This window comes from Shewanella sp. MF05913, from assembly GCF_059758095.1.
This window is the reverse complement of record NZ_JCAYNT010000015.1, coordinates 19,280-44,748: the sequence shown is the minus strand read 5'-3', so window position 1 is coordinate 44,748 and position 25,469 is coordinate 19,280. Positions and strand designations below refer to the sequence as shown.

Genomic DNA, 25,469 nt, shown 5'->3' with positions numbered 1-25,469 from the left:
GAGTCGCTTTAAGAATTAATCTTTAAAGTTATCAAACTGAAACGGCTGACCTAGCTCTGACTCTTTAGCCAATCGCATTACGGCTTGTAAATCATCTCGTTTTTTGCCGGTTATGCGGACTTTGTCGCCTTGAATGGCTGACTGCACTTTAAGCTTGCTGTCTTTAATCGCTTTAACCAGCTTTTTGGCCACCAACGTATCAATACCCTGCTTAAAATTGACTTTTAAACTGAAGGTTTTACCGCTATGTATTGCCTTGTCGTCAACTTCCATTGCAGATGGGTCAACATTACGTTTACTGAGCTGCATGCGCAATATGTCGACTAATTGCTTACAAATAAAGTCATCTTCTGCTTTTAAAGTGACAACATTATCTTTCAAATCAATTTCTATTTCTTTACCACGTAAATCAAATCGGCTAGACACTTCACGACGGGAGTTCTCTACTGCGTTACGTAGTTCTTCTTCATCAATTTCTGATATTACATCCATAGATGGCATGTTGCTTTCCTCTTTGATACTTCATCGGGTTATTCACCCAAACGCTCATGGTTTAGTTTATTTTACACTAGGTAGATTTAACGGGATAGTAACGTGCAAATCTAACCGGTCTACTTTCGCAAAATTGTGGCAAAGATTTACTTGATTAACAAAAAATAACTAAGTGGGTGTTTTTGCCACAAAAGTATCACCAAAGCCCATTATCATTGGATTTTATCAATAGTCGATAGCCATTCTTAAGACTGGAAAACACGCTAATTGAACAATTATGAACGAGCATAGTGGTTTATTCGTGACAATATCAAACAGGTTTCTTATTATTAAGTATATTTTCGTTTCACAAGGCTGATGTAACGCTCGTGATCACTTACAAAAACATGTTTAAACTTGCGTTAGTTGTCGCCGTAATTGTGACCAGCTATTTAGTTTTCTCTAAACCGAACTACCCACAAACTTTTTCTCATATGGATAAAGTGGGCCACTTGGGCAGCTTTTTTGCTCTCTCGTATCTTGCACACTACGCCTTTAAACCAAAATGGTATTATTTATGTGCCGCTTTAGGCAGCTACGCCATTTTGATTGAGCTTGTACAATCTCGCTTACCTTATCGCAGTGCTTCGGTTGGCGATGTCGCTGCCGACTTTGCTGGTATCGCTTTATTTTATCTACTTAATTTTTCGATATTACAATATCGTAAATTAAGAAATAAGCCTTAACTACACATCACTATAAGGCCTGATGATGGCAAATACATTAACAATACCATTCAACTCGCCCAATATCGCCATACTGGGAGCGGGCGCAATAGGTCAGTTAATGTATCACCAGCTTTGCCATAGCGACAGCGCCCTACCAAGTAACGACATAGCCTTAATTGGCCGCCAGCCGCATACTCAGCAACAACAATTACAGTTTACTGACCATAGTGGGCTCACTCATAGCAGCGATGCTTTGATATTGGGGACAAACGATCCTCGTCTTGCTGAGGTCAGTTTGTTACTGGTGTGCGTTAAAGCGTATCAAGTTGCAACCGCCCTGCTGCCGCTGCTTAATAAATTATCACCACGGTGCCATATTGTATTATTGCATAATGGTTTGGGGCCGCATTTAGTGGTTACAGAGGCGCTAGCGCAACATCCAAGCCAAGGCTTAACACTGGGCACAACATCACAAGCGGCATTAAAAGTTAGCCAGTGGCATATTAAGCACACCGGATTTGGGGTCACTCAACTGGGCTATTATTGTGGCAGTGAATTAAGCACAGGACTAAAAGCACGAATGGATGGATTGCATCGAGACAATCAAGCGCTTGAATGGCATCAACCGGTATTAGCAGTATTGTGGCAAAAGCTGGCAATTAATGCGGTAATTAACCCATTAACCGCGCTGTATCATTGTGCCAATGGTCAATTAGCCAATGATGAATATCGGCTGCAAATTGCTGCTATTATTGAGGAGTTAGTACACGTCGCCAAATGCGATGGGATTGAGTTAGATCCCATCTTGATAAGCGCCAGAGTGTATCAAGTCATTAAGCTCACAGCGGCTAACTACTCATCTATGTATCAAGATGTGGCCCATCATCGAGCCACTGAAATCAACTATATTAATGGCTATATTTGCCAGCAAGCACAACTGCACAGATTAGCTGTCCCGCATAATCAACAGCTACTCGAGCAAGTTTTACAACTTAACCCTTCTTGATAGTCTTGCTCACCTTAGCCACCCTTTAGCTATAACCATTTATCTGATGTCGCGATTAACTCCACATCACCAAAATAGCGGCGATTGCAATGAGCACCAAGCCAGCGACATCGTTGATTTTGACTTTATCCTTAAGCCAAAACGCCGCAATAATAAGCGTAAAAAACACTTCGACTTGCCCCAGGGTTTTGACATAGGGCACCGCTTGTAACGACATAGCGCTAAACCAACCAATTGAGCCAATACAACTGGTGACGCTTATGGATAACGTGAGTGTGGGTCTTTGCCACAGCGCGACTAGTGTTGATTTATCTTTTGCCAGTAAATAAGCTATCAGCACAACCGTTTGAATACTAATAACCCACAACAAAACCCATGCAGCACGATGAGTAAACGGCCCTTGTAGGGCTAAACTTGCTTCGCGCACCCAAAGGGATGTTAAGGCAAACGCACTGCCACAGGCTAAACCTAACAACACGGTTTTAAGTGATAATTGTTTGAATCCTTGTCTACTGCTGAGCAGCATAATCGCAATCCCGCCGACCACAACGCCAGCCCAACCAAGTAGTGACAATTGGGTGCCGAAGAAGAACACCCCAAGGATTGCGGCGACTAATGCCTCACTCTTTGCTAGCCCTGCCCCTATAGCAAAGTTTTGCATTTTGAACAGCTTAACCATTAAGCCAGTAGCAAGAATTTGCATTGATGAGGCGCCAATGACAAAGCCCCAAAATGTTGCGCCAAAATCTGGCATCGCTGCGGGCTGGTATTGATGCAAGCTAAATAAATACGCTGCGGCTATCGGCCCTGCCCAAATGAATCGAGCGAGCGTGACTCCAGCAACACTAACCTCTTTACTCAGCTTACTTTGAAAGGCATTGCGCCAAGCCTGCATAAATGCAGCAAGGAAGGTAAATAAAATCCACATCGTTACATCCAGAAAAACAAAAGCCCCAACTTTGTAAAAAGTCAGGGCTTATACAAGGGCAACCAGATTACTGTTTACCACAATGAAAAGACACAGATTACGGTGTAAATTGATTAAAACTCAACTTGCCTGTTCTCTTCTTTGTTCATTGTTAATAAAGGTGTCTTACTTGCTGGTATCAATAAACTCAAATGATTTAACCAAGTCATCGACAGCTTTCATCTGAGTAAGATACTTTTCTAACAAATGCAGTGGCAATGCACACGGGCCATCACATTTTGCATTATCTGGATCAGGATGCGCTTCAATAAACAAGCCTGCTAAGCCTAACGCCATGCCACTGCGTGCAAGCTCAGTCGCTTGTGCACGACGGCCACCAGCTGAGTCTGCTCGACCACCAGGGCGTTGTAGTGCATGAGTCGCATCAAAGATTACCGGATAACCGGTTTGCTTCATTTCGTCCATACCCAACATGTCTACCACGAGGTTGTTATAGCCAAAGCTGCTGCCACGTTCACACAAAATAATGTTGTCGTTACCTGCTTCATTAAATTTGGTGATGATATGACGCATTTCATGTGGCGCTAAAAATTGCGGTTTTTTCACATTGATCACAGCGCCGGTTTTTGCCATCGCCACCACTAAATCGGTTTGACGAGCTAAAAACGCTGGCAACTGAATAATATCAACCACTTCGGCAACAGGTGCACATTGGTGTACTTCGTGCACGTCGGTGATTAATGGCACATTGAAAGTTGATTTAATCTCTTCAAAAATACGTAAGCCTTCTTCCATACCTGGGCCACGGTATGAATTAACCGATGAACGGTTCGCTTTGTCAAATGACGCTTTAAACACATAAGGAATACCCAACTTTTGGGTCACTTCAACATAGTGCTCTGCAATCGACATGGCTAAGTCGCGAGACTCAAGCACATTCATGCCACCAAATAGTACAAATGGCTTGTCATTGGCCACTTGAATGTCATTAACTAACTGAATAATTTTTTGATCCATTTGAACCTCTTTGCGCATTAACCTGCGACAACTTGTAATAACTGACCACATAGCCATGCCATGTAGGTACCTAATGCATAACCAAATACCGCTAACAATACTCCTACTGGCGCAAGCGCAGGGTGGAATGCCGCAGCCACAACAGGGGCAGAAGCCGCGCCGCCAACGTTTGCCTGGCTGCCCACCGCCATATAGAACAATGGCGCTTTAATGAGTTTAGCCACTAGTAGCATCAAGCTTGCGTGTACTAACATCCACACCACACCAACGAGGAAGTAAATGGGCGTATCCATTATTTTGGACACGTCCATATGCAAACCAATCGTTGCCACTAAAATGTATAAAAATGCAGAAGCAATTTTAGACGCACCGGCAGCTTCTAGGTGACGCACTGGGCTAAATGAAAGACCCAAACCAACGGTAGTCACGATCACCACTAACCAGAAAAACTTAGAGGTTAAGCTGTAATCTTCTGTCCATGGGTAATTCGCTTCAAAAAACGGCCCTAAAAAGTCGGCGGCAAAATGGGCAAAACCCGTGACACCAAAACCGACAGCCACAATCATCATAATGTCGCGCAGTGATGGAATGCGTGAGTTTTCAGCGTGGTATTTTTCTACTTTTTCTTTTAACGCTTCAATCGCAGTGGTGTCGGCACCGGTTCTAGCATCAATCTCTTTCGCTTTTGATGCCATAAACAACAATACGGCCATCCAAATGTTAGCCACAATCACATCGACCGTCACCATAACAGAGAAAATTTCGCCGCCGACTTCATATATCTCTTTCATGGCGGCCTGGTTAGCACCCCCACCAATCCAGCTACCAGCCAGCGTAGTCATACCACGCCAAACAGCATCAGGGCCATTGTTACCAATTAAGCTTGGGTCAATCATCGACACAAGCAATAATGCAATCGGGCCGCCGATAACAATACCAAGGGTACCGGTTAAAAACATGATCACTGCTTTAGGGCCAAGGCCTAAAATGGCTTTTAAATCGACACTTAAAATAAGCAAAACTAAACAAGCGGGGAGTAAATAACGCGAGGCGACAAAATATAATTGTGAAGTATGGCCATCGACCACACCAAAAGTATTAAGCAAAGAAGGTAAGAAATAGCACAATAATAACGCGGGGATATATTTGTAAAACTTTTGCCAAAATGGATGTGGCGATGAACTGGTATAAAACACAAAACCTAAAATAACGGCGAGTAAACCCAGTGCGGTGGCATCATTGCTCACCATAGCTGACGTGGTCATGCAGTATTCTCCCTTGCAAAAGCAATATTTATAATAGTTATAATTATCATTACGTTAAATCATTTTTGATGATTTTTATGTTGATTTTTATGTTGATTTTTATGTTGATTAGAACTGGCTTTTACAGCCTATTATTATATTGCGCTGCTTTATTCAATAAAACAGCGCATTTAACTCATCAACTTAATGGTAAACCTGGGTATGTTGACTCAACTCTTTTAATTGAATCTTAACCAGCTCAACAACCGGATCGTGCGGGCTCAAATCAATAAAATGTTGCAAGTCAGAAATCGCCACTTTAATGCACCCTAACTGCTGGGCAATAAAAGCCCGTTCACGGTTTAAGTGCACATCATCAGGGTGCCATTGCAATAGCAAATTACAACACTCCATAGCCGACTCAAATTTTTGATTCACTATGCAGCCAGCCTTTAACTCATGCAACATACGGCTGATTAAGCGTTTTAAGGTTGCAGGTTTTAAATGACTTGGCTTCAATTTAGCCGCATTGCCCATTTCACCACGGACTAAAGCGTGCAATTGATGACGGTCCAGCTCTTTACCCGTTAATGGGTCGTGATATTTAATCACATCACTCACCTGACTTTTTAATACCGTATTACCTGGGAGTAATATAGCCTCTAATTTCAAATCAAGTTGTTTTGCTAATAAAATCAATAATATCGAGAGTGTTGTGCTATTGCCCTGACGCTTTAACACGCAGTAACTTAAGTCGGCTGCTTCAACACTAAAGTAATTGTCTCGGGCGCAAAAGCCTAAGTCTTTGTAAAACCAATTAAACAAACCTTGCAAACGGGTTTGTTGGTCAACCACGTAATGGCTGAGCACCGCCCCTGACATTTCATACCAAGCCCACATAGCAGGTTTAGACTTTGAAAAACCAAGGTGTTCAGAAAGCTCAAATGCAGTTTCAGGGATCGAAACTGCATCGTTAAGAAGATATTTTGCCATTAAAACCAATTAACCCACGAATACGACTTGTTTAAAATGAGCCAGCTTGGCCGCTAACACTACCCAACCAATCGCACCGATAAAAGCAAAAAACTTAAACAGCTTATTACGGTTAGATTTGAGCGCCATAATCCCTAATGCAATATACGCCACCACACAGATGATTTTCTCTGTCATCCACGGGTCGACAAATGGATACTGCTTGATCATAAAGCAAAGCGTAAAACCAGACAGCAGTAAAAAAGTATCAATGACATGTGGCGCCACTTTGACAAACTTTTTCTCCATAATAGGAGACTGACGTAAATGCAGCACAAAGCGCGCAATAAAGAAGATGACACTTAATGCGACTAACAGCATGTGAGAGTGTTTTACCGCTGGATATAAACTGTAAAATGTTTCCATTACTAAAGTCTCTTAAGATAATAAATAAAATCGCGGCTAGTGTACTCGAACAGCCTAACGGATACCAATGTGATGGTCGTTAAGCATGTTTAAGGAGGTTTACCCGCAAATGTTGATAATTAATCGACCCATTGGCCTAGGGTGCAACGATCGTTACTGCCAAAATCGCGCACGGTAGCGACGTTTTGATAGCCTAACTCGATGAGTTTTTCGCGAACGATGATTGCTTGCTCATAACCATGCTCAAGCAATAAATAACCACCCGCTAATAAGTGCGAACGCGCAATATCGGCGATGTGGAATAAATCCGCATAACCATGATCGGCGGCAGTGAGCGCACTTTGTGGTTCAAAGCGCACGTCGCCCATGTTGAGGTGTTCATCTGTTTCATCAATGTACGGTGGATTTGACACAATTAAGTCAAAGTCGCGGTGTTCAACCGATGAAAACCAATTAGATTGAATAATCTCTACGTCAGGTAAGTTTAAATTAGCGCGATTCGCTTTCGCTAATTCAACGGCCCCAGGGACATTATCGATGGCGGTAATACGCCACTTTGGTCGTTCTGACGCTAGAGATAATGCTATGGCGCCAGTGCCCGTCCCTAAATCCAACACTTTCGCATTATGGCGCAATGTTAAATTCAGTGCGGTTTCAACTAAAATTTCAGTGTCGGGTCTGGGGATGAGGGTTGAGTCATTGACGATAAAAGGCAATGACCAAAACTCACGTTCGCCAATAATGTGCGCCACAGGCGAGCCACTTTGACGTTTGGCCACCATCTGGCTAAACGCTTTAAATTGATCGCTAGTGAGTTGCCTTTCAGGCCAAGTATATAAAAAGCTGCGATTTTTATTCAAACAATGCAATAACAACACCTCAGCATCTACGTGTGCAGATTCTGAAGTTGCCGCTAATTGCGAATAAGCCCATTGCAGGGCTTCAGCGATAGTTGAATACGAAGACTGAGGCAAGTTCACTCCTTAATCGTCGGCGAGAGCGGCAAGCATGTCTGCTTGATGTTCTAACATGATAGGATCAAGTAACGCATTTAAGTCACCTTCCATCACTTCGTTTAAACGATATAAGGTTAAGTTTATGCGGTGATCGCTCACACGGCCTTGTGGGTAGTTATACGTTCTGATGCGCTCTGAACGATCGCCACTGGCAACCAGGCTACGACGTGTTGTTTCTTCAGCACTACGACGCTTTTCATCTTCAACCGCTTGAATACGTGCAGCCAACACACTCATCGCTTGGGCGCGGTTTTTGTGCTGAGAGCGCTGATCCTGACATTCAACAATAATGCCTGATGGAATATGGGTGATACGAATCGCTGAATCCGTTTTGTTAACGTGCTGACCACCCGCGCCTGATGCACGGAAAGTATCGACTTTAAGATCGGCAGGGTTAATTGAAATTGCTTCGGCTTCTGGCACTTCGTGTAATACCACTACCGTACATGCAGATGTGTGGACACGACCTTGAGATTCAGTTTCTGGTACACGTTGAACTCGATGTCCGCCAGACTCAAACTTTAGTTTACCGTAGGCACCGTCGCCGCTCACTTTAACAATAATTTCTTTAAAGCCGCCATGTTCACCTTCGTTAAGGTTCATGACTTCCATTTGCCAGCGGTTTGCTTCACAAAAACGTGAATACATACGGTATAAGTCGCCAGCAAAAATAGCGGCTTCATCGCCACCCGCACCGGCACGGATCTCTAAGAACGCGTTAGTGTCGTCGTTAGGATCGGTAGGCAATAGCAACACTTGCAATTCATCTTCAAGCTTTTCAAGTGTTTGCTTAGATGATTTGTACTCTTCTTGCGCCATTTCGCGCATGTCAGCATCGTCTTCTTCAAGCATTTCTTTGGCGTAGTCAAAATCTTTTTGTGCTTGTTGAAATGCCTTAAAACTACTCACAACATCTTCAAGTTGTGAGTATTCTTTTGATAACGCACGGAAGCGGTCTTGATCCGCAATCACGCTTGCATCACTTAGTAATGCCAATACTTCTTCATTACGCTCAAGCAAGCCTTCTAGCTTGCGGATAACGGATTCTTTCATTTAGCTCGCTAACCTTAGTTTTTATCTAAACCAAGCGCAGTTCTTAATAGGCCTACTGTATTCAAATCACCTTGACGACTGGCTGAGGTAAGCGATTGCGTTGGAGAATGAATTAAGCGATTGGTTAACCTATTGGCTAACTCGATTATCACTTGCTCACTATCACCGCCTTGAGACAATTTGTTCAAGGCTCGCTCAACTAACTCATCTTTAATCGCCAAGCTCTGGCTGCGATATTCGCGAATACTGTCGACTGACTCTAAAGACCTAATCCACTCCATAAATAAGTGCGATTGATCTTCAGTAATTAATTCTGCTTGCTCGGCGGCTTCCTTACGTGAAGCCATGTTCTGTTCAATAATGCTATGCAGATCGTCGACAGTATAAAGGAATGCGTCGTCTAACTCACCGACTTCTGCTTCAATATCTCTCGGAACTGCAATATCGACTAACAACATCGGCTGATGGCGACGCTGTTTTAATGCTTTTTCGACCATGCCTTTACCTAAAATCGGTAATGGGCTTGCGGTAGAGGATATCACGATATCGGCTTTAGCGAGAAAGTCTGGTATTTGTTGCAAGGTAATTGCTGTGGCATTGAACTCTTCGCACATGGCTTGTGCACGCTCAATTGTGCGATTTGCCACAACCATTGAAGCAACACCATTGTCTTTAAGATGCTTAGCAACCAACTCGATGGTCTCACCGGCACCAATTAACAAGACTTTGGTGGTACTCAACGACGAGAAAATATGCTTTGCCATGCTCACGGCAGCAAACGCGACCGACACCGCTGCGGCACCAATTTCTGTATCAGTACGGACTTTTTTGGCCACGGAGAAGGTATTTTGAAATAGGCGATCAATGGTCGCGGCTGTGGTGCCCGCTTCTTTGGCTTTGACAAAAGCTTGCTTCACTTGACCTAAAATCTGTGGTTCGCCTAACACTAAAGAATCTAATCCAGAGGCTACGCGCATTAAATGCTTCACAGCAACTTGCTCTTCGTAGGCATAAATGCACGGCATCAATTCTTCATGGTTAAGCTGATGATAGTCTTCTAACCATTCAATAATGTCGTTTTTATCGGCATTATTACAGTACAGTTCAGTGCGATTACAGGTAGACACAATCACAGCCTCACCCGTACGAGTGCGACTCGCCAAGCTTTTCATGGCGTCATGAATGCGGTCTGGAGAGAAAGCGACTTTTTCTCGCAAATCTACCGTGGCGGTTTTATGGTTTATCCCGATTGCTACTAGGCTCATTTGACTGTATCAAGTTCTTTTCGGTGACGTTAATTAGGCTATTCTACTGAATTGAACCAACTAAAAACACAATTGGCTTAACAAAACCGAATAAATGTTTAATTTTTTTATTTCTTAGATATAAGGTGATTGTCTTATTCGTTAGATTAAAATCACATTAATTTTGGAAAAGCATTTTTACATCATAGCGTAAGCCCAGTATCATAAGCCTATCTTCAGCAACTGTTAGGCAAGCCATTGCGTTTATCAGTATCAGCGTTTCATACCTCTGTAATTTTCACTCTGTTATTACTAACAGGCTGTACTATCACGCCGTCTGAGCAATTTACCCCTATAGACGTCAGCCAGGCCTCGCAAGCAAAATCGTGGGAGCTTCAAGGTAAAATTGTCGTTAAAACTGCGGATGATAAATTCAGCACCAACCTTTATTGGTTGCATCAACCAGCCGCAAACGATCTACGTCTTACCACGGTATTGGGTACTACTGTATTAACACTGACAACGAATCAAGGCATGGCGACGTTAGAAGTCGACGGAAAAACTTATCATGACCGCAGTGCCCAATACTTATTAACCGGTATTAGTGGTTGGTCAATTCCATTAGACAGCTTACCACTGTGGATCACAGGGCAAACGGGCAGCAATGATAATATTGTTAGCTATTATCCTGATGGCACCATTAAGCAGCTAATCAGCCACGACCCACAATCAGATTGGCATGTGACATTTATGAGTTGGCAACAGCAAAGCGGTGCGCTCGTCCCTAAGTTATTAAAGATTGAGCGTGACGATGTGCAAATCAAGATTCAAAGTAACCAATGGACAGCGGTTCAGATCAAAGCCCAATAGTTAATCCGGTAAATTGATCTATCAACAAGGTAGTGAATATATGAAATCAACCAGCTCACTTAAATCACTTGCATCTAAGAGTTGGCCAGCGCCAGCAAAACTTAACTTATTTTTACACATAACAGGTCAGCGCGCTGATGGTTATCATGAGTTGCAGACACTATTTCAGTTTATTGACCATTGTGATTACCTCGATTTCCATGTTACCGCTTCTGCCGAGCTGGTATTGCACTCTAATTTAGGTGATTCTGTCGCAGACAGCGATAACTTAATTCTTAAAGCCGCAAAATCTCTTAAGCGTTACACTCAATATAAAGGGGGTGCGCATATTTGGTTAAATAAATTATTGCCGATGGGCGGAGGTTTAGGTGGCGGTTCATCTGATGCAGCCACCACACTTGTCGCATTAAATGCCCTTTGGGGAACCAATGTTTCGCAATCAAAGTTAGCAGAAATAGGGCTCACTTTAGGTGCCGATGTACCTGTTTTTATTACTGGTTTATCCGCTTTTGCAGAAGGCGTTGGAGAACAGCTTGTAACGGTACAACCAGACGAACCTTGGTATTTAGTGATAGTCCCTGATGTGCATGTGTCGACTAAAGATATATTCCAGCATCCTGATTTACCACGCCACACCCCAAAGTTAGATTTAAATAGCCTAATGACACAAAAATGGACCAATGATTGTCAAAAACTGGTCACAACGCAGTACCCTCAAGTTGCCAATGCCTTAAGCTGGCTGGTAGAATATGCGCCGTCGAGAATGACCGGAACAGGTGCATGCGTGTTCGGGGAATTTACACATTCGCAGCAAGCCCTTGACGCTTTAGCCGAATTACCGGCCGATATGCAGGGTTTTGTCGCAAAAGGGATGAACAAGTCACCGTTATTAACGCGGCTTGAGCAACTCTAACAACATATTTTTCTTCTGGGTCAGTTTTGAGTGACAACACGTAAAATTGATCTAGCCTTTAATAGTTAAGCAAACACCTGAGGTTCATAAAGTGCCCGACATCAAGCTCTTTGCTGGTAACGCTACCCCAAATCTAGCCGCTAAGATAGCCGATCGTTTATTTTGCAAACTTGGCGATGCAGTTGTAGGCCGTTTCAGCGACGGTGAAATCAGTGTTCAAATAAACGAAAATGTACGTGGTGCGGATGTGTTTATCATTCAATCTACTTGCGCACCAACCAACGATAACCTCATGGAGCTTATTGTTATGGTTGATGCACTTCGTCGTGCGTCTGCTGGTCGTATTACTGCCGTTATCCCGTACTTTGGTTATGCTCGTCAAGACCGTCGTGTACGCAGTGCCCGTGTACCTATTACCGCTAAAGTAGTTGCTGACTTTTTGTCTAGCGTTGGTGTTGACCGCGTACTAACGTGCGATCTCCACGCTGAACAAATTCAAGGTTTCTTCGACGTACCAGTTGATAACGTATTCGGTAGCCCTGTGTTACTTGAAGACATGCTGGCTAAAAAGCTTGAAAACCCAGTAGTGGTTTCTCCAGACATCGGTGGTGTAGTTCGTGCTCGTGCGGTGGCTAAGTTATTAGATGATTCAGATCTTGCGATTATCGATAAACGTCGCCCACAAGCTAACGTTGCCCAGGTCATGCACATTATTGGTGATGTTCAAGGCCGTGATTGCATCATTGTTGATGACATGATCGACACGGGTGGCACATTATGTAAAGCAGCTGAAGCATTAAAAGAGCATGGCGCTAATCGCGTATTTGCTTATGCTACCCACCCAGTTTTTTCGGGTAACGCTGCAGAAAACATTGCGAACTCAGTGATTGATGAAGTAATCGTAACCGACACGGTACCTTTAAGCCCTGAAATGCTTAAAGTCGCTAAAGTGACTCAGTTGACTATGTCAGCTGTACTTGCTGAAGCAATCCGTCGCGTGAGCAACGAAGAGTCTATCTCTGCGATGTTCCGCCACTAATCTAACCGATTAGTTAACAGCAAAACGCACTCAATTGAGTGCGTTTTTTGTTTAAGCGACCTTGCATACCAACTAAGCAGATAACGCCTGTTGAGATGCAATAGAAGCTTGTTGGCTTTGCATCATGATAGAGCTCATATCGTTATCCTCTTGTTGCTGCACAAACAGTTTACCCGCTGCCAAACCAGTATGATAATCATGAAGTAAGCCTGCATCAGTGCTGCCCAATAATTTACTTTGTAAGATGTCATTGGCAAAAATCTGGATAATCTCAACATCGTCTGGCGGATTAGCAATAAACGCTAACTCATCTTGATACGCTTGCTCATGCTGAACTAAGTAATCAATGGTTTTTGGGCAATATCCAGAGACACAAATCCACGATTTAAGCTTATGCACCCAAGCCGATTGCGCTTGAAAATCAGCATTTACTGTGCGGATCACCACAATTTTACGCGCGCCACGTTGATAGGCTTCTCGCACCGGTAATGGCGCGGCTAAGCCACCATCTAAAAAGAAGTCTTCTTGTATTGGTTGCATATCCTCTTCGCTTTGGTTTGCAGCATGAGATGCTAACCAAGGCGTTAACTTTACACCTTGTTTATAAAGAAACGGTAATGCGCTCGACGCCTTTAACAGTTCACGCCAATGGTTGTTATCATCACTAGGGCTTAAAAAGTACCCTTGACGATCTCTTGCATTGGTTGCGGTGATCAATAATTGTCTTTGACCCAATGTTTTTGCCGCTGCCGAAAAATCTAACGCAAAACTTCCATGAGTTGTTTTATCAAAGTACCAATCTAAATCCACCACATGGCCACCGACCAGCCCCCGGCCTAGTTGATAGAAACGTTTATGACGCGACAACCCCCGTATTAAACGTTTCGCGTAACCCTTTTGTCTTGATAAAAAACTGGTGAGATTTTGCGAGCCAGCAGAAGTGCCAATAAACAGATCGAATGGATCAAATTCAGCGTCTAACCATGCATCTAATACCCCCGCGGTAAAAATACCACGCTGTCCACCGCCTTCGGCAATCAAAGCTGTCATGGGCTGTGACGCTTGCTTTAAAGGGATGTCTGGAGTTGTTGCTTGGCTGTTCATATTGACCTGATACTTGCTAATTGACTGTATAAGGCAAGTCTAAAGAACTGTCGCGAAGATAGATAATGGATAGAATCAATTGCGCTAATAGGAAAAGGCTATCAATTGTCGTATTTGAAAATAAACATCAAAAAATAAAAAGCAAAAAGCCCGTCATTAAGACGGGCTTTTTAGAATTTGGCTGGGGTACCAGGATTCGAACCTGGGAATGCTGAGATCAAAACCCAGTGCCTTACCGCTTGGCGATACCCCAATTGTGTAGCAATTTATTGTAAAACAGAGGTGTTACAAATTTGATGGTACGGGAAGAGAGACTTGAACTCTCACACCTTGCGGCACCAGAACCTAAATCTGGCGTGTCTACCAATTTCACCATTCCCGCATCAAATTTTAACTTAGAGTATACTCAAATTTTATTAAGAGTAAACTTTGATTTCTACTGGCAATAATAAAGTACTTTGATAAAGCCCTCATTCTACCGAGTAAAAATGGTAGCAATAGCGGGATTTGAACCTGCGACCCCAGCATTATGAGTGCTGTGCTCTAACCAACTGAGCTATATTGCCAAAGATGGCTGGGATACAAGGATTCGAACCTTGGAATGCTGAGATCAAAACCCAGTGCCTTACCGCTTGGCGATATCCCAATAATCTTTTTCTAACTTTATAAATGGCTGGGATACAAGGATTCGAACCTTGGAATGCTGAGATCAAAACCCAGTGCCTTACCGCTTGGCGATATCCCAATCAAACTTTTCTGAAATGCCCGCTTAAGCCAGCCTTTCTAATAAATGGTACGGGAAGAGAGACTTGAACTCTCACACCTTGCGGCACCAGAACCTAAATCTGGCGTGTCTACCAATTTCACCATTCCCGCACAACACTCTTGTTTTACATCCTGAGTAAGATGTGCAAAGTAATGGTAGCAATAGCGGGATTTGAACCTGCGACCCCAGCATTATGAGTGCTGTGCTCTAACCAACTGAGCTATATTGCCACTACTTCTTGCAATCCCTCTTGGCGAGGAACGGGGCGTATTATGCTTATTCAGGTTATCGAGGTCAACTGGTTTTTTTCGCTATTTTCATCAAATCGTCTTGTTCGGCTATAACTTCACCAAACTGGATGCCGAATCGACAAAATAAACCCAATTAACAACCCGATATTCGCCTTACGCCCCTTTTGGCAATCTTAATAACGCTTATACGTTAAATAAGAAATGCATTACATCGCCATCTTTAACGATGTAAGTCTTACCTTCAACACGCAATTTACCGGCTTCTTTAGCGCCAGCTTCGCCTTTGAAGGTAATAAAGTCGTCATATGCCATCACTTGAGCGCGAATAAAGCCACGTTCAAAGTCGGTATGGATCACACCTGCCGCTTGTGGAGCAGATGCGCCAACAGGCACTGTCCATGCACGCACTTCTTTTACACCTGCAGTAAAGTAAGTTTGCAGATTCAGTAATTCGTAACCGGCACGAATAACCCGGTCTAAACCAGATTCTTCTAAACCCAGGTCTGTCATAAATTCTGCACGGTCTTCAGCTTCCATTTCGGCAAGTTCTGATTCAATAGCAGCACATACTGGTACAACGATAGCATTTTCTGTTGCCGCGATAGCACGAACAACATCTAAGTGAGGGTTGTTTTCAAAACCATCATCAGCAACGTTAGCAATGTACATGGTTGGTTTAATCGTTAAGAAATTAAGGTAAGCAACAGCTGCTAACTCTTCTTTAGTTAATTCCAACGAACGCAACATCTTTCCTTCGTCTAACACTGGACGCATTTTTTCAAGTACTGCGACTTCAAATTTTGCATCACCGTCACCGCCTTTAGCACGTTTGACTTGACGAAATAGAGCACGTTCGCATGCATCTAAGTCAGCTAATGCCAATTCAGTGTTAATGACTTCAATGTCACCAGCCGGGTCGATTTTATTGGCTACGTGAACAATGTTCGGATCTTCAAAACAACGTACTACATGACCAATTGCATCCGTTTCACGAATGTTAGCTAAAAATTTGTTACCTAATCCTTCACCTTTCGATGCACCGGCCACAAGGCCTGCGATATCAACGAACTCCATAGAAGTAGGTAAAATACGCTGAGGTTTAACAATAGCAGCTAACGCATCAAGACGTGCATCTGGTACCGGTACCACACCCGTGTTTGGCTCAATAGTACAAAACGGAAAGTTTGCCGCTTCAATACCCGCTTGTGTTAACGCATTAAACAGCGTTGATTTACCTACGTTTGGCAGACCAACAATGCCGCATTTAAAACCCATATGCTTACCTTTATATATGTAGAATTATCCCAATGGATAATGATGTCGAATGAGGTGTTAAAACAAAACTTGCTGAGCTTATTCTGCTTTAAACGAATGTAATCTGTGCATGGCTTTCGCCATATCTTGGTTAAATAAAATCTCGGTTGAACGCACAGCTTCATCAATAGCCGCATTTATGCGCTCTTGATCAATAGCAGGAGCTCTGCCTAATACGTAACCGCTAACCTTATTTTTATCGCCTGGGTGGCCAATGCCAATGCGCAAACGATGGAAATTTTTGTCGTTACCTAAACTGGCAATAATGTCTTTTAAACCATTATGTCCGCCATGTCCGCCATGTCCGCCATGTCCGCCGCCTAACTTAAATTTGGCTACGCCGGGGTCCATGTCTAATTCATCATGTGCCACTAAAATTTCTTCAGGCAAAATGCGGAAAAAGTTGGCTAATGCGGCAACAGACTTACCGCTTAAGTTCATGAATGTCGTTGGGATCAATAAACGCACATCTCTACCGTGCAAAATAGCGCGCGCAGTGACACCGAAATATTTACTCTCTGCAACTAAAGGAACATTACAAATACGTGCGAGTTCCTGCACGTACCAAGCGCCAGCATTATGGCGAGTTTGTGCGTATTCAGCACCTGGGTTTGCCAACCCAACAATTAATTTAATGTTACTCATCACAACCTAGTCAGTTTATTTGCGAATGACTCACGTCTGCACCGAAAATCCCCTTTTAAAGGGCCAATGGTGTACACATGATGCAAAACGCGGCATTTTAGCACTCAAATGGCTTGTCAACAAACCACAAGTTTCGCTCACGATGTGAGTTAATTTAACCCGAGTGCGTACTTTAAGACTTTACGCTTTATGGGTGAGTCGATATTCGCCAGTTTTAATGCGCCATTACGCAATAACTTAAGCGGTAATAAGTCATTGCTAAAGCTGGCATAAAAAGCGTCCATCGCCGTCATCATTAGTTGATTATCGTAATAGCGCGCTTGTTGATAACGCTTTAATACTCGGGCTTCCCACCATGTTTCACCACTGCCTATTGCGTTGGCGACTTGCGCCACCAGCACGTCGACATCTTTAAAGCCAATATTAACCCCCTGACCAGCCAGTGGATTAATGGTGTGGGCTGCGTCGCCAAGAATGACCAGATTATCCTGGTAATATCGCTGCGCATGGCGGCGAGTTAAGGTAAAACTGCCACTATTTTCGACGCTAAAGTTGGGATCTAACCTTGACGGAAAGTGCTGTTTAATTTGTTCGGCTAATTGTAACGGGTTTAATTGTGATAGCTGTTTGATGCGATTAGCATCGTCGTACCACACCAGTGATGCATTATTGCCAGGCAGCGGCAATAAACTCCTTGGGCCAGCGGGCGTAAATTGTTGCCAGGTAACAGACTGCTGTTCCGTTTGGGTTTGAATATTGATTAACATCGCTGATTGAGCATAATCCCAACCAGTAACACCAATACCAGACCATTGACGCACTTGTGAATTCGCGCCATCGGCACCAACAAGTAATCGAGTGTTCAGTTGGCTGCCATCGTCTAAGGTAATCCCAATCTTTTGCTGTGCGGTATGCCGCGTCATTTGGCTGACTTTATGAGGACAAAGTAAGTCAACATTATCCATAACGCGAATTTGCTGCCACAAACTCAATTGAATTAGTCGATTTTCAAAAAAGTAGCCTAAATGCGTTTGGCCAACTTGCTCTGCGGTAAAAGAGGTTAAGCAGCCGTCCATTTCCCAGGTTTCTAAGCCGTTATAGGGAGCATGACGCATCGTTAATAACTGCTCCATCACGCCTAAACGCGTGAGTAACAGCTCGGATGCCACACTAATCGCCGATACTCGCACATCTAATGGCTGCTCAGGATCATAAGCTTGTGGTTCGCGCGCTTCGATAACGGCGACCTTTAACCCTAGTTGTCCAAGTCCAATCGCTGCCGCGGCGCCCACCATACCACCGCCGACAATCACGACATCGTATTCAGTTGAAGGTTGCGTATCCATAGCGTGAGGAATATCTTGCATCGTGTCTACATCCATAAAAAGTAACTGTTTGGCATTGTGCCTAATCGATTAGTGATTTGCCGTATGAGTACCTTATCTTGCGACATCGCGCAAAAAGCGAGCTAACGACGATAAAGTGGCAACCAGGATAATGTTTAAGCTTACGTCATCGAACTCTACAAACCCATTTGTATACGATTGATTATGCCCTATATCCATAAACCACGGAAAGGGTGCACTGCGTTAATCGTGATTTAGCCCTAAGCCAACTTTTAATCATGTCGCTATAACGTCAATATATACTGCTTAAACATGACGTTAATAAACATAAACAGACTGTTTTATCCGACGGCTTAAAACATTACAGTTTTTAGGGTTATCAAATACTTTACCGCTAAACGAGCGAAACTTGCACTAGTGCTAGCCAGAGCGCCTTACAACAGGTAAAATATCGCGCTATTTTTACTGTTGTTTACCGGCGAGCACTGATGAGTAAAAAACTTCATATTAAAACCTGGGGCTGTCAGATGAATGAGTACGACTCATCTAAGATGGCTGATTTATTAGACGACTATCAAGGCTATACCTTGACCGAAGACGCGAGCGAAGCAGACGTATTGCTGCTTAATACTTGCTCTATTCGTGAAAAAGCACAGGAGAAGGTTTTCCATCAGCTAGGGCGTTGGAAAACTTTAAAAGACAAAAATCCTAATTTAATTATTGGGGTTGGTGGCTGTGTAGCTTCGCAAGAAGGTAAAGCCATTAAAGATCGCGCTCAATGCGTCGACATTATTTTTGGTCCACAAACCTTACATCGCTTACCTGAGATGATCGAACAGATCCAACGTGGCGAAAAAGCGGTTATCGATATCAGTTTCCCTGAAATTGAAAAATTTGACCGTTTACCAGAACCTCGTGCTGACGGCCCTACTGCGTTCGTATCGATTATGGAAGGTTGTAGCAAATACTGTTCTTTCTGCGTAGTGCCTTATACTCGCGGCGAAGAAGTAAGTCGTCCATTAGATGACATTATTCTTGAAGTGGCTCAATTAGCGGCTCAAGGCGTTCGCGAAGTGAATTTGCTTGGCCAAAACGTTAATGCCTATCGCGGTGCGACTCACGACGATGAAATCTGCACCTTTGCAGAATTGTTGCGTTTAATCGCCTCAATTGACGGTATCGATCGTTTACGCTTTACCACCAGCCACCCGATTGAATTTACCCAAGACATTATTGATGTGTACGAAGACACGCCTGAATTAGTCAGCTTCTTACATTTACCGGTACAGTCTGGTTCTGACCGTATTTTAACGCAAATGAAGCGTGGCCACATGGCCATTGAATACAAGTCAATCATTCGTCGTTTACGTAAGGCACGTCCTGACATTCAAATCAGTTCTGACTTTATTATTGGCTTCCCGGGCGAAACAGCAGATGATTTTGCTGACACCATGAAGCTTATTGAAGATGTCGCGTTTGATCACAGCTTTAGCTTTATCTACAGCGCCCGTCCAGGCACGCCTGCGGCTGATTTGCCAGATAATGTCAGCGACGAGGAAAAGAAGCAGCGTTTAGCGATTTTACAAGACCGAATTACCCAACAAGCAATGCGTTACAGCCGCCACATGCTAGGCACTGTGCAACGTATTTTAGTTGAAGGGCCTTCAGTAAAGAATCCAATGGAGCTTCGCGGTCGTACTGAAAACAGTCGTGTGGTGAACTTTGAAGCGCCGCACACTCACATTGGCAGTTTTGTTGATGTGAAAATTGTTGACGTGTACACCAACTCATTGCGTGGCGAATTTATTCGTGGCGAAAATGAAATGGATCTGCGTCGCAGTTTACGTCCGTCTGATATTTTAGCTAAACACAAACAAGATGACGCTTTAGGTGTAACCCACTACAAGCCATAAATCTGATTGGGTTTCAGCGCTATAATAAAGGCGGCTAGTCCGCCTTTAATTTTGCCTAAAATTCGTCATATTATGGTAATTCAATAAAGACACTCGTAAACTGTGATCATCACACCGTCTCTTTATTTTTTGTTGTTACCGACTAAACACTGGAGCATTATTTGACCACTAAAGTCACGACCATGAACTTGTATCTAGAACCTTCAGATACCCGCCGTTTAGCCTCATTATGTGGCCCATTTGACGACAATATCAAACAACTTGAACGTCGCTTAGGCGTTGAGATTATTCATAAAAATAATCACTTCACTATTGTCGGGTTACCGCGTAACGCGCTAAATGCTAATAATTTATTACGCCAACTGTATATCGAAACTCAAACCGTTAAGGGCAGCACACCTGACTTAGAGCCAGAACTCGTGCATTTAGCCATTCAAGAAGCCATTAATCTTGAAGCTGCGCAAGACAACGATGACAGCAGCGTACACATTAAAACGAAGCGTGGCGTCATTAAGCCGCGCACGCCTAATCAAAGCGTGTACATGCATAACATTACTCGCCACGACATCAGCTTTGGTATTGGCCCTGCCGGTACGGGTAAAACCTATTTAGCCGTTGCCGCCGCAGTAGATGCTTATGAACGCCAAGAAGTGCGCCGTATTTTACTGACACGCCCTGCGGTTGAAGCCGGTGAAAAACTTGGCTTTTTACCTGGCGACTTAAGCCAAAAAGTCGACCCATATTTACGTCCACTTTATGATGCCCTGTTTGAAATGATGGGCTTTGAAAAGGTCGAAAAACTCATTGAACGCGGCGTGATTGAAGTTGCACCACTCGCCTACATGCGTGGCCGTACACTTAATGATGCATTTATCATTTTAGATGAAGCACAAAATACCACGGTAGAACAAATGAAAATGTTCTTAACCCGTATAGGTTTTAATTCACGCGCAGTCATTACCGGTGACATTACTCAAATCGATTTACCCCGCAGCCAAAAATCGGGTTTGCGTCATGCCATTGAAGTCTTGAGTGAAGTGCCTGAAATCAGCTTTAATTTCTTTATCGCCCAGGATGTTGTGCGTCACCCAGTGGTGGCTCGTATCGTTGAAGCTTATGAAGCATTCGAGCAACAAGAGCAAATCGAAAAAGCAGCAAAAGAGCAAGCTTATCGTGAGCGCGAGCAAAAACGTCAACAACAAGAAAAACAGGAACCAGGGCAATGAGCCAACAAGCCATATTGTTAGATCTTGACCTGCAAATTGCCGTCGACAACGCAGCGATTCCAACTCAAGCAGAGTTTGAAACCTGGGTTCGCACTGCTATTGGCCAAACCATGGATAAAGTTGAACTTACTATTCGAGTGGTTGAGATTGCCGAAAGCCAACAGCTTAACAAGACTTATCGCGGCAAAGACAAACCCACTAACGTATTGTCGTTTCCATTTGAAGCGCCACCAGAAGTCGAACTCCCACTTTTAGGTGATTTAGTGATTTGTGCGGCGGTTGTCGAGCAAGAAGCAAGCGAGCAAAATAAACCCTTAAACGCCCACTGGGCGCACATGGTCATACACGGCTGCTTGCATTTGCTGGGCTATGACCATATTATCGACGAGGAAGCCGATGAGATGGAGTCATTAGAGACCCAACTTGTTGAAGGCTTAGGTTTTTCAGACCCCTATAAGGAAGCATAAATAAACGAGGTATATCTGATAGATAGCCCCTGTTTAGAAAAATATTATGAGTGACGATATCCCCCCGAGTACAAACGCCCACAAGAGAAGCTGGTTCGATAAAATCAACCAATTATTTCAGGGCGAACCTCAAAATCGCGAAGACTTAGTCGACGTCATTGCAGGCGCTGAAATGCGCGACCTGATAACCGAAGACACCCGCGAAATGATTAAAGGTGTATTAGAGGTTTCCGACCTGCGTGTGCGCGACATCATGATCCCGCGGTCACAAATAGTAACCATTCAAATAGATTCGACCGTCGATGAATTTCTACAAATAGTCATGGAATCTGGTCATTCTCGCTTCCCTGTCGTCAACGAAGATAAAGACCATATCGAAGGCATTTTACTTGCCAAAGATTTAATCAAATACGGTTTTAAGCAATCTGACGAACCTTTCACACTTTCTCAAGTTATCCGCCCTGCAGTGGTGGTACCAGAAAGTAAGCGTGTTGATGTATTACTCAAAGAGTTTCGTTCACAACGTTATCATATGGCCATAGTGGTTGATGAATACGGCGGCGTATCGGGTCTTGTCACCATTGAAGATATTTTGGAAGAAATTGTCGGCGAAATTGAAGACGAATTTGACCACAATTCAGTGGAAGACACTGAAATCAAAAAGCTCAGTAACACCGTGTTTATGGTTAAAGCATTAACCGAAATTGATGATTTTAACGAAGCGTGCGGCACTAACTTTAGCGATGAAGAGTTCGATACCGTGGGTGGTTTAGTCTCACACGCTTTCGGCCATTTACCTGAGCGTAATGAAAGTATTGTTATCAACAATATCGAATTCAAAGTCATCAACGCAGATAACCGCCGTTTAGTGCAACTTCGTGTTAAGCTACCCGACCCAAATACCAGCGAAGAATTCGACAACTAAATCGTGTTTAAAAATCAATTTATATACTCATCTTTGAGTATTGTCAGTCTGGTGACAGCATTTATTGTTGGCGCCAGCACTGCATTATCTTTTGCACCATACGAAATATGGGCCGCATTCCCACTCGCACTGACTTTCGCACTATGGCAAAGCCAATCTTTAAATGCGAAACAAAGCCTGTATTACTGGCTTAGTTTTGGCTTTGGTTGTTTTGTCGTGGGCATCAGTTGGGTACATGTGAGTATTGATACCTTTGGCGGCATGCCGATTGTAGTATCCATGACATTGATGGCCATTTTGGCACTTTATTTAGCCATTTATCCTGCTGTTTGTGGGTATTTACTCAATAAATTATCTAACACACGTAAACACGCGTTATCCCCATATTTAACCTATTTAGGCTTGTTCCCTGCATTATGGGTATTAACTGAGTGGCTAAGAGGTTGGGTATTAACTGGGTTTCCGTGGATATGGGCAGGTTACAGCCAAACGCTTGGGCCATTGAGCGAACTGGCCAGCTTTATTGGCGCTCTCGGGCTAAGTTTTATTGTTGCCCTCGTCGCGGGTGCATTAATGTTACTCACGCAAAAGCGTATATTGCCTGTATTAATTATTATCCCCATTCTGGTGTTAAGCGCGTGGGCTGCACCACAGTTAAACCCTATAGCGCCAAGCGGTAAATCCGTCAAAGTCGCCTTAGTGCAAGGTAACATTCCCCAGAGCATGAAATGGGAACCAGATGCGCTGTGGCCAACAATGTTGAAATACATGGATCTCACTCGCGCCCAGTTTGATGAGACATCAAGCGTTGATATTGTCATTTGGCCAGAGGCGGCAATTCCTGCACCAGAAGCCATGGTTGAAGACTTTTTGGCTAATGCCAACCAAGTCGCCAACATCAATAACACGGCCATCATTACCGGTATTATTAGCCACCAGCAACAAGATTTTTATAACTCGCTAATTGTATTGGGTAACCACAATCAAAAGCAGCAACCAAGTGCTGATTACCAGAGTAATGGCACAAATGAGTTTAAAAAACATCATTTACTGCCTATTGGTGAATTTGTACCTTTTGGTGACTTACTTCGCCCCATCGCACCGTTTTTTAATTTACCGATGTCATCGTTTCAACGAGGTGACTTCACTCAAAAAAACCTTACCGCGGTGGGATATCAAATTGCCCCAGCCATTTGCTACGAAATTGTCTTTCCGGAGCAAGTAAGAGCAAGCGTGACCAATCAAACAGACATGTTACTAACGGTTTCAAACGATGCCTGGTTTGGCGCATCTAACGGGCCATTACAGCACATGGAAATAGCCCAGATGCGCGCTATCGAAATGGGTAAACCTTTATTACGTGGTACTAATAATGGCGTCACCGCTGTCGTTGACCCCCATGGCCGTATTACCGATGCGATTCCGCAATTTGAAACAGGCGTGCTGGTTGCTAATGTTGCGCTTTATAAAGGTGAAACCTGGTTTAGAAAAATAGGCCAATTACCTTTGCTCATTTTATGCAGCTTATTGTTATTTATGGGTGTGGCAAATTATCTTCGTAAATAATCTGCATAAATGAACATCTACGATAAATAGGTTATCTCATTGAGGTAGCCTATTTTTTTATCTTAAATTTTACCTTCCTGTTAATCATCGGTTAAATATTGAACTACATCCATCTAGGCATCGTAATAACTCTTACACAACAAATGGAGGTTACTATGCAACTGTCTGAAATCAAGCTAGCCATCACTCAGCAAACGCTTCATCCAACCATTATCAGTTATGCCGATTCAAATCATTACTTACTTGGAATAGAAGATGAGCAAGGTAACTTTAAAAGTGCTCGTGATAAAACAGGTCAATTAATGAATCTTAATTCAATTGCACAAGCGGAAGTGTTGCTTAAACAGCAAGGGATACATTACGCCATGATACAAATCCAAACGGCGTATGATGAAATGATCGGTAACAGCAGCACACAACATTGCCGTTACCGAGTCGAGTTTTAAGCTAACAATGGATGATTATGGTGTCAGTGGTTCACGTGAAAACTCATCATAATCACATTTAGGGCAATCGGGGATAACACCAGGAAAATCGATTTGCATTTCGTGACCACACTTATTGCATGTCAACTTACCTTGGTTAATGATTTCCCCTGATTTGTACACACCATGATGCTTAAAATCTTGTAATAACTCATGCCACTCCACTTGGCTACGGTCTGTAATTTCACTGAGCCATTGCCATAATGTATTTTCAATCCCGATCACCATCGGGCTAAAACTTAAATTATCGGCATTTTTCTCACTTAAGAACTCTGCTATGTCTCGCTTTAAAAATTCTTCTACTAAGGCTAACTCTTCTTCATCGGCATTTGATTTTAGTTTTAGATATGCTTTTCCTTGAGTGACTGACTTAAACAAACTTTTAGCAGTCAATGAGTTATCTTGATCGAACTTGGTTTTAACCTGTTCGAATAATGATTGATATAAGGCTAATAGTGCTGAACTTTTTCCACTCATAAGTAATACTCCTTAATACGCACCTTTTTAATAGATCACTTCTGGTTTATTCTATGC

At 43.2% G+C, this 25,469-nt stretch carries 25 protein-coding genes and 7 tRNA genes; 11 read left to right on the top strand and 21 right to left on the bottom strand.

What is annotated here, in order from left to right:
* Positions 1-15: 15 nt before the first annotated feature.
* Complete coding sequence (locus AC19MV_RS16210) at positions 16-501, bottom strand: YajQ family cyclic di-GMP-binding protein (protein ID WP_432399450.1); 486 nt, start codon at positions 499-501, stop codon at positions 16-18.
* Between the two features lie 359 nt (positions 502-860).
* On the opposite strand from AC19MV_RS16210, the gene AC19MV_RS16205 reads away from it, so the two are divergent.
* Both AC19MV_RS16205 and AC19MV_RS16200 read left to right on the top strand, forming a co-directional pair.
* Positions 861-1,217 carry a VanZ family protein gene (locus AC19MV_RS16205; protein ID WP_432399451.1) on the top strand — a complete coding sequence of 119 codons (357 nt, stop codon included), beginning with the start codon at positions 861-863 and terminating at the stop codon, positions 1,215-1,217.
* A gap of 25 nt (positions 1,218-1,242) precedes the next feature.
* Positions 1,243-2,205 carry a ketopantoate reductase family protein gene (locus tag AC19MV_RS16200; protein ID WP_498308817.1) on the top strand — a complete coding sequence of 321 codons (963 nt, stop codon included), beginning with the start codon at positions 1,243-1,245 and terminating at the stop codon, positions 2,203-2,205.
* A gap of 55 nt (positions 2,206-2,260) precedes the next feature.
* On the opposite strand, the gene AC19MV_RS16195 is transcribed toward AC19MV_RS16200, so the two are convergent.
* The 8 genes from AC19MV_RS16195 to hemA all read right to left on the bottom strand — a co-directional run bounded on the left by AC19MV_RS16195 (position 2,261) and on the right by hemA (position 10,126).
* Positions 2,261-3,133, bottom strand: coding sequence for a DMT family transporter (locus AC19MV_RS16195; protein ID WP_498308815.1), 873 nt, complete (start codon positions 3,131-3,133; stop codon positions 2,261-2,263).
* A 165-nt stretch (positions 3,134-3,298) separates the two neighbouring features.
* Positions 3,299-4,150, bottom strand: coding sequence for a 3-deoxy-8-phosphooctulonate synthase (kdsA, locus tag AC19MV_RS16190; protein WP_432399454.1), 852 nt, complete (start codon positions 4,148-4,150; stop codon positions 3,299-3,301).
* Between the two features lie 17 nt (positions 4,151-4,167).
* Complete coding sequence (locus AC19MV_RS16185) at positions 4,168-5,415, bottom strand: DUF819 family protein (protein WP_432399455.1); 1,248 nt, start codon at positions 5,413-5,415, stop codon at positions 4,168-4,170.
* 183 nt (positions 5,416-5,598) lie between these two features.
* Complete coding sequence (locus tag AC19MV_RS16180; RefSeq protein WP_432399456.1) at positions 5,599-6,387, bottom strand: transglutaminase family protein; 789 nt, start codon at positions 6,385-6,387, stop codon at positions 5,599-5,601.
* 9 nt (positions 6,388-6,396) lie between these two features.
* The gene (locus tag AC19MV_RS16175; RefSeq protein WP_432399457.1) at positions 6,397-6,792 is read right to left on the bottom strand and encodes a SirB2 family protein; all 396 of its coding nucleotides are present in this window, start codon (positions 6,790-6,792) and stop codon (positions 6,397-6,399) included.
* A gap of 119 nt (positions 6,793-6,911) precedes the next feature.
* Positions 6,912-7,766 carry a peptide chain release factor N(5)-glutamine methyltransferase gene (prmC, locus tag AC19MV_RS16170; RefSeq protein WP_432399458.1) on the bottom strand — a complete coding sequence of 285 codons (855 nt, stop codon included), beginning with the start codon at positions 7,764-7,766 and terminating at the stop codon, positions 6,912-6,914.
* A 9-nt stretch (positions 7,767-7,775) separates the two neighbouring features.
* Positions 7,776-8,861: a peptide chain release factor 1 gene (prfA, locus tag AC19MV_RS16165; protein ID WP_432399459.1), complete on the bottom strand. Its 1,086-nt coding sequence runs from the start codon at positions 8,859-8,861 to the stop codon at positions 7,776-7,778.
* Positions 8,862-8,875: 14 nt separating this feature from the next.
* Positions 8,876-10,126: a glutamyl-tRNA reductase gene (gene hemA / locus AC19MV_RS16160; RefSeq protein WP_432399460.1), complete on the bottom strand. Its 1,251-nt coding sequence runs from the start codon at positions 10,124-10,126 to the stop codon at positions 8,876-8,878.
* Positions 10,127-10,363: 237 nt separating this feature from the next.
* Here hemA and lolB point away from each other — a divergent pair, with 237 nt between their 5' ends.
* From lolB to AC19MV_RS16145, 3 genes are all read left to right on the top strand, one after another.
* Positions 10,364-10,975: a lipoprotein insertase outer membrane protein LolB gene (gene lolB / locus AC19MV_RS16155; protein WP_498308813.1), complete on the top strand. Its 612-nt coding sequence runs from the start codon at positions 10,364-10,366 to the stop codon at positions 10,973-10,975.
* Positions 10,976-11,015: 40 nt separating this feature from the next.
* Positions 11,016-11,888: a 4-(cytidine 5'-diphospho)-2-C-methyl-D-erythritol kinase gene (ispE, locus tag AC19MV_RS16150; RefSeq protein ID WP_498308811.1), complete on the top strand. Its 873-nt coding sequence runs from the start codon at positions 11,016-11,018 to the stop codon at positions 11,886-11,888.
* A 91-nt stretch (positions 11,889-11,979) separates the two neighbouring features.
* On the top strand, positions 11,980-12,927 hold the full coding sequence (locus AC19MV_RS16145) for a ribose-phosphate pyrophosphokinase (RefSeq protein WP_011636202.1): 948 nt from the start codon (positions 11,980-11,982) through the stop codon (positions 12,925-12,927).
* A 72-nt stretch (positions 12,928-12,999) separates the two neighbouring features.
* Here AC19MV_RS16145 and AC19MV_RS16140 read toward each other — a convergent pair whose 3' ends face one another.
* The 11 genes from AC19MV_RS16140 to AC19MV_RS16090 all read right to left on the bottom strand — a co-directional run bounded on the left by AC19MV_RS16140 (position 13,000) and on the right by AC19MV_RS16090 (position 18,389).
* Complete coding sequence (locus tag AC19MV_RS16140) at positions 13,000-14,031, bottom strand: patatin-like phospholipase family protein (RefSeq protein ID WP_498308809.1); 1,032 nt, start codon at positions 14,029-14,031, stop codon at positions 13,000-13,002.
* 178 nt (positions 14,032-14,209) lie between these two features.
* A tRNA-Gln gene (locus AC19MV_RS16135) sits at positions 14,210-14,284 on the bottom strand.
* Positions 14,285-14,328: 44 nt separating this feature from the next.
* Positions 14,329-14,413: transfer RNA gene (locus tag AC19MV_RS16130), tRNA-Leu, on the bottom strand.
* Positions 14,414-14,520: 107 nt separating this feature from the next.
* Positions 14,521-14,597, bottom strand: a tRNA-Met gene (locus AC19MV_RS16125).
* 5 nt (positions 14,598-14,602) lie between these two features.
* Positions 14,603-14,677, bottom strand: a tRNA-Gln gene (locus AC19MV_RS16120).
* 24 nt (positions 14,678-14,701) lie between these two features.
* Positions 14,702-14,776 (bottom strand) — tRNA-Gln (locus AC19MV_RS16115).
* Positions 14,777-14,822: 46 nt separating this feature from the next.
* Positions 14,823-14,907, bottom strand: a tRNA-Leu gene (locus AC19MV_RS16110).
* A 43-nt stretch (positions 14,908-14,950) separates the two neighbouring features.
* A tRNA-Met gene (locus tag AC19MV_RS16105) sits at positions 14,951-15,027 on the bottom strand.
* A gap of 204 nt (positions 15,028-15,231) precedes the next feature.
* Complete coding sequence (gene ychF, locus AC19MV_RS16100; protein ID WP_432399464.1) at positions 15,232-16,323, bottom strand: redox-regulated ATPase YchF; 1,092 nt, start codon at positions 16,321-16,323, stop codon at positions 15,232-15,234.
* A gap of 78 nt (positions 16,324-16,401) precedes the next feature.
* A complete protein-coding gene (gene pth / locus AC19MV_RS16095) occupies positions 16,402-17,007 on the bottom strand; it encodes an aminoacyl-tRNA hydrolase (protein ID WP_498308807.1) in 606 nt (201 codons plus the stop codon).
* Between the two features lie 149 nt (positions 17,008-17,156).
* Positions 17,157-18,389, bottom strand: a complete 1,233-nt coding sequence (locus AC19MV_RS16090; RefSeq protein WP_498308805.1) for an FAD-dependent monooxygenase — start codon at positions 18,387-18,389, stop codon at positions 17,157-17,159.
* Positions 18,390-18,841: 452 nt separating this feature from the next.
* On the opposite strand from AC19MV_RS16090, the gene miaB reads away from it, so the two are divergent.
* The 6 genes from miaB (at position 18,842) to AC19MV_RS16060 (ending at position 24,896) form a co-directional block, all read left to right on the top strand.
* Positions 18,842-20,266, top strand: coding sequence for a tRNA (N6-isopentenyl adenosine(37)-C2)-methylthiotransferase MiaB (gene miaB / locus AC19MV_RS16085; RefSeq protein WP_498308804.1), 1,425 nt, complete (start codon positions 18,842-18,844; stop codon positions 20,264-20,266).
* A 161-nt stretch (positions 20,267-20,427) separates the two neighbouring features.
* Positions 20,428-21,492 (top strand): PhoH family protein, encoded by a 1,065-nt coding sequence (locus AC19MV_RS16080; protein ID WP_498308802.1) that lies wholly within the window; start codon positions 20,428-20,430, stop codon positions 21,490-21,492.
* Positions 21,489-21,959 carry an rRNA maturation RNase YbeY gene (ybeY, locus tag AC19MV_RS16075; RefSeq protein ID WP_498308800.1) on the top strand — a complete coding sequence of 157 codons (471 nt, stop codon included), beginning with the start codon at positions 21,489-21,491 and terminating at the stop codon, positions 21,957-21,959. Before AC19MV_RS16080 ends, ybeY begins: the two co-directional genes overlap by 4 nt.
* A gap of 46 nt (positions 21,960-22,005) precedes the next feature.
* Positions 22,006-22,884: a CNNM family magnesium/cobalt transport protein CorC gene (corC, locus tag AC19MV_RS16070; RefSeq protein WP_432399470.1), complete on the top strand. Its 879-nt coding sequence runs from the start codon at positions 22,006-22,008 to the stop codon at positions 22,882-22,884.
* A 3-nt stretch (positions 22,885-22,887) separates the two neighbouring features.
* Positions 22,888-24,450, top strand: coding sequence for an apolipoprotein N-acyltransferase (lnt, locus tag AC19MV_RS16065; protein WP_498308798.1), 1,563 nt, complete (start codon positions 22,888-22,890; stop codon positions 24,448-24,450).
* A gap of 155 nt (positions 24,451-24,605) precedes the next feature.
* Positions 24,606-24,896, top strand: a complete 291-nt coding sequence (locus AC19MV_RS16060; protein WP_498308796.1) for a DUF6482 family protein — start codon at positions 24,606-24,608, stop codon at positions 24,894-24,896.
* A 15-nt stretch (positions 24,897-24,911) separates the two neighbouring features.
* On the opposite strand, the gene AC19MV_RS16055 is transcribed toward AC19MV_RS16060, so the two are convergent.
* Positions 24,912-25,412 (bottom strand): zinc ribbon-containing protein, encoded by a 501-nt coding sequence (locus tag AC19MV_RS16055; RefSeq protein ID WP_432399473.1) that lies wholly within the window; start codon positions 25,410-25,412, stop codon positions 24,912-24,914.
* Positions 25,413-25,469: the final 57 nt, after the last annotated feature.

Bases quoted from the DNA above. Each gene is read 5' to 3' on its own strand.
- AC19MV_RS16175 (WP_432399457.1), bottom strand. From the start codon at position 6,792: ATGGAAACATTTTACAGTTTATATCCAGCGGTAAAACACTCTCACATG.
- miaB (WP_498308804.1), top strand. From the start codon at position 18,842: ATGAGTAAAAAACTTCATATTAAAACCTGGGGCTGTCAGATGAATGAG.
- AC19MV_RS16055 (WP_432399473.1), bottom strand. From the start codon at position 25,412: ATGAGTGGAAAAAGTTCAGCACTATTAGCCTTATATCAATCATTATTC.
- ybeY (WP_498308800.1), top strand. From the start codon at position 21,489: ATGAGCCAACAAGCCATATTGTTAGATCTTGACCTGCAAATTGCCGTC.
- pth (WP_498308807.1), bottom strand. From the start codon at position 17,007: ATGAGTAACATTAAATTAATTGTTGGGTTGGCAAACCCAGGTGCTGAA.
- AC19MV_RS16185 (WP_432399455.1), bottom strand. From the start codon at position 5,415: ATGACCACGTCAGCTATGGTGAGCAATGATGCCACCGCACTGGGTTTA.
- AC19MV_RS16210 (WP_432399450.1), bottom strand. From the start codon at position 501: ATGCCATCTATGGATGTAATATCAGAAATTGATGAAGAAGAACTACGT.
- hemA (WP_432399460.1), bottom strand. From the start codon at position 10,126: ATGAGCCTAGTAGCAATCGGGATAAACCATAAAACCGCCACGGTAGAT.
- AC19MV_RS16195 (WP_498308815.1), bottom strand. From the start codon at position 3,133: ATGTGGATTTTATTTACCTTCCTTGCTGCATTTATGCAGGCTTGGCGC.
- AC19MV_RS16180 (WP_432399456.1), bottom strand. From the start codon at position 6,387: ATGGCAAAATATCTTCTTAACGATGCAGTTTCGATCCCTGAAACTGCA.
- kdsA (WP_432399454.1), bottom strand. From the start codon at position 4,150: ATGGATCAAAAAATTATTCAGTTAGTTAATGACATTCAAGTGGCCAAT.
- corC (WP_432399470.1), top strand. From the start codon at position 22,006: ATGAGTGACGATATCCCCCCGAGTACAAACGCCCACAAGAGAAGCTGG.
- AC19MV_RS16060 (WP_498308796.1), top strand. From the start codon at position 24,606: ATGCAACTGTCTGAAATCAAGCTAGCCATCACTCAGCAAACGCTTCAT.
- AC19MV_RS16140 (WP_498308809.1), bottom strand. From the start codon at position 14,031: ATGAACAGCCAAGCAACAACTCCAGACATCCCTTTAAAGCAAGCGTCA.
- AC19MV_RS16200 (WP_498308817.1), top strand. From the start codon at position 1,243: ATGGCAAATACATTAACAATACCATTCAACTCGCCCAATATCGCCATA.
- prfA (WP_432399459.1), bottom strand. From the start codon at position 8,861: ATGAAAGAATCCGTTATCCGCAAGCTAGAAGGCTTGCTTGAGCGTAAT.
- AC19MV_RS16090 (WP_498308805.1), bottom strand. From the start codon at position 18,389: ATGGATGTAGACACGATGCAAGATATTCCTCACGCTATGGATACGCAA.
- ispE (WP_498308811.1), top strand. From the start codon at position 11,016: ATGAAATCAACCAGCTCACTTAAATCACTTGCATCTAAGAGTTGGCCA.
- ychF (WP_432399464.1), bottom strand. From the start codon at position 16,323: ATGGGTTTTAAATGCGGCATTGTTGGTCTGCCAAACGTAGGTAAATCA.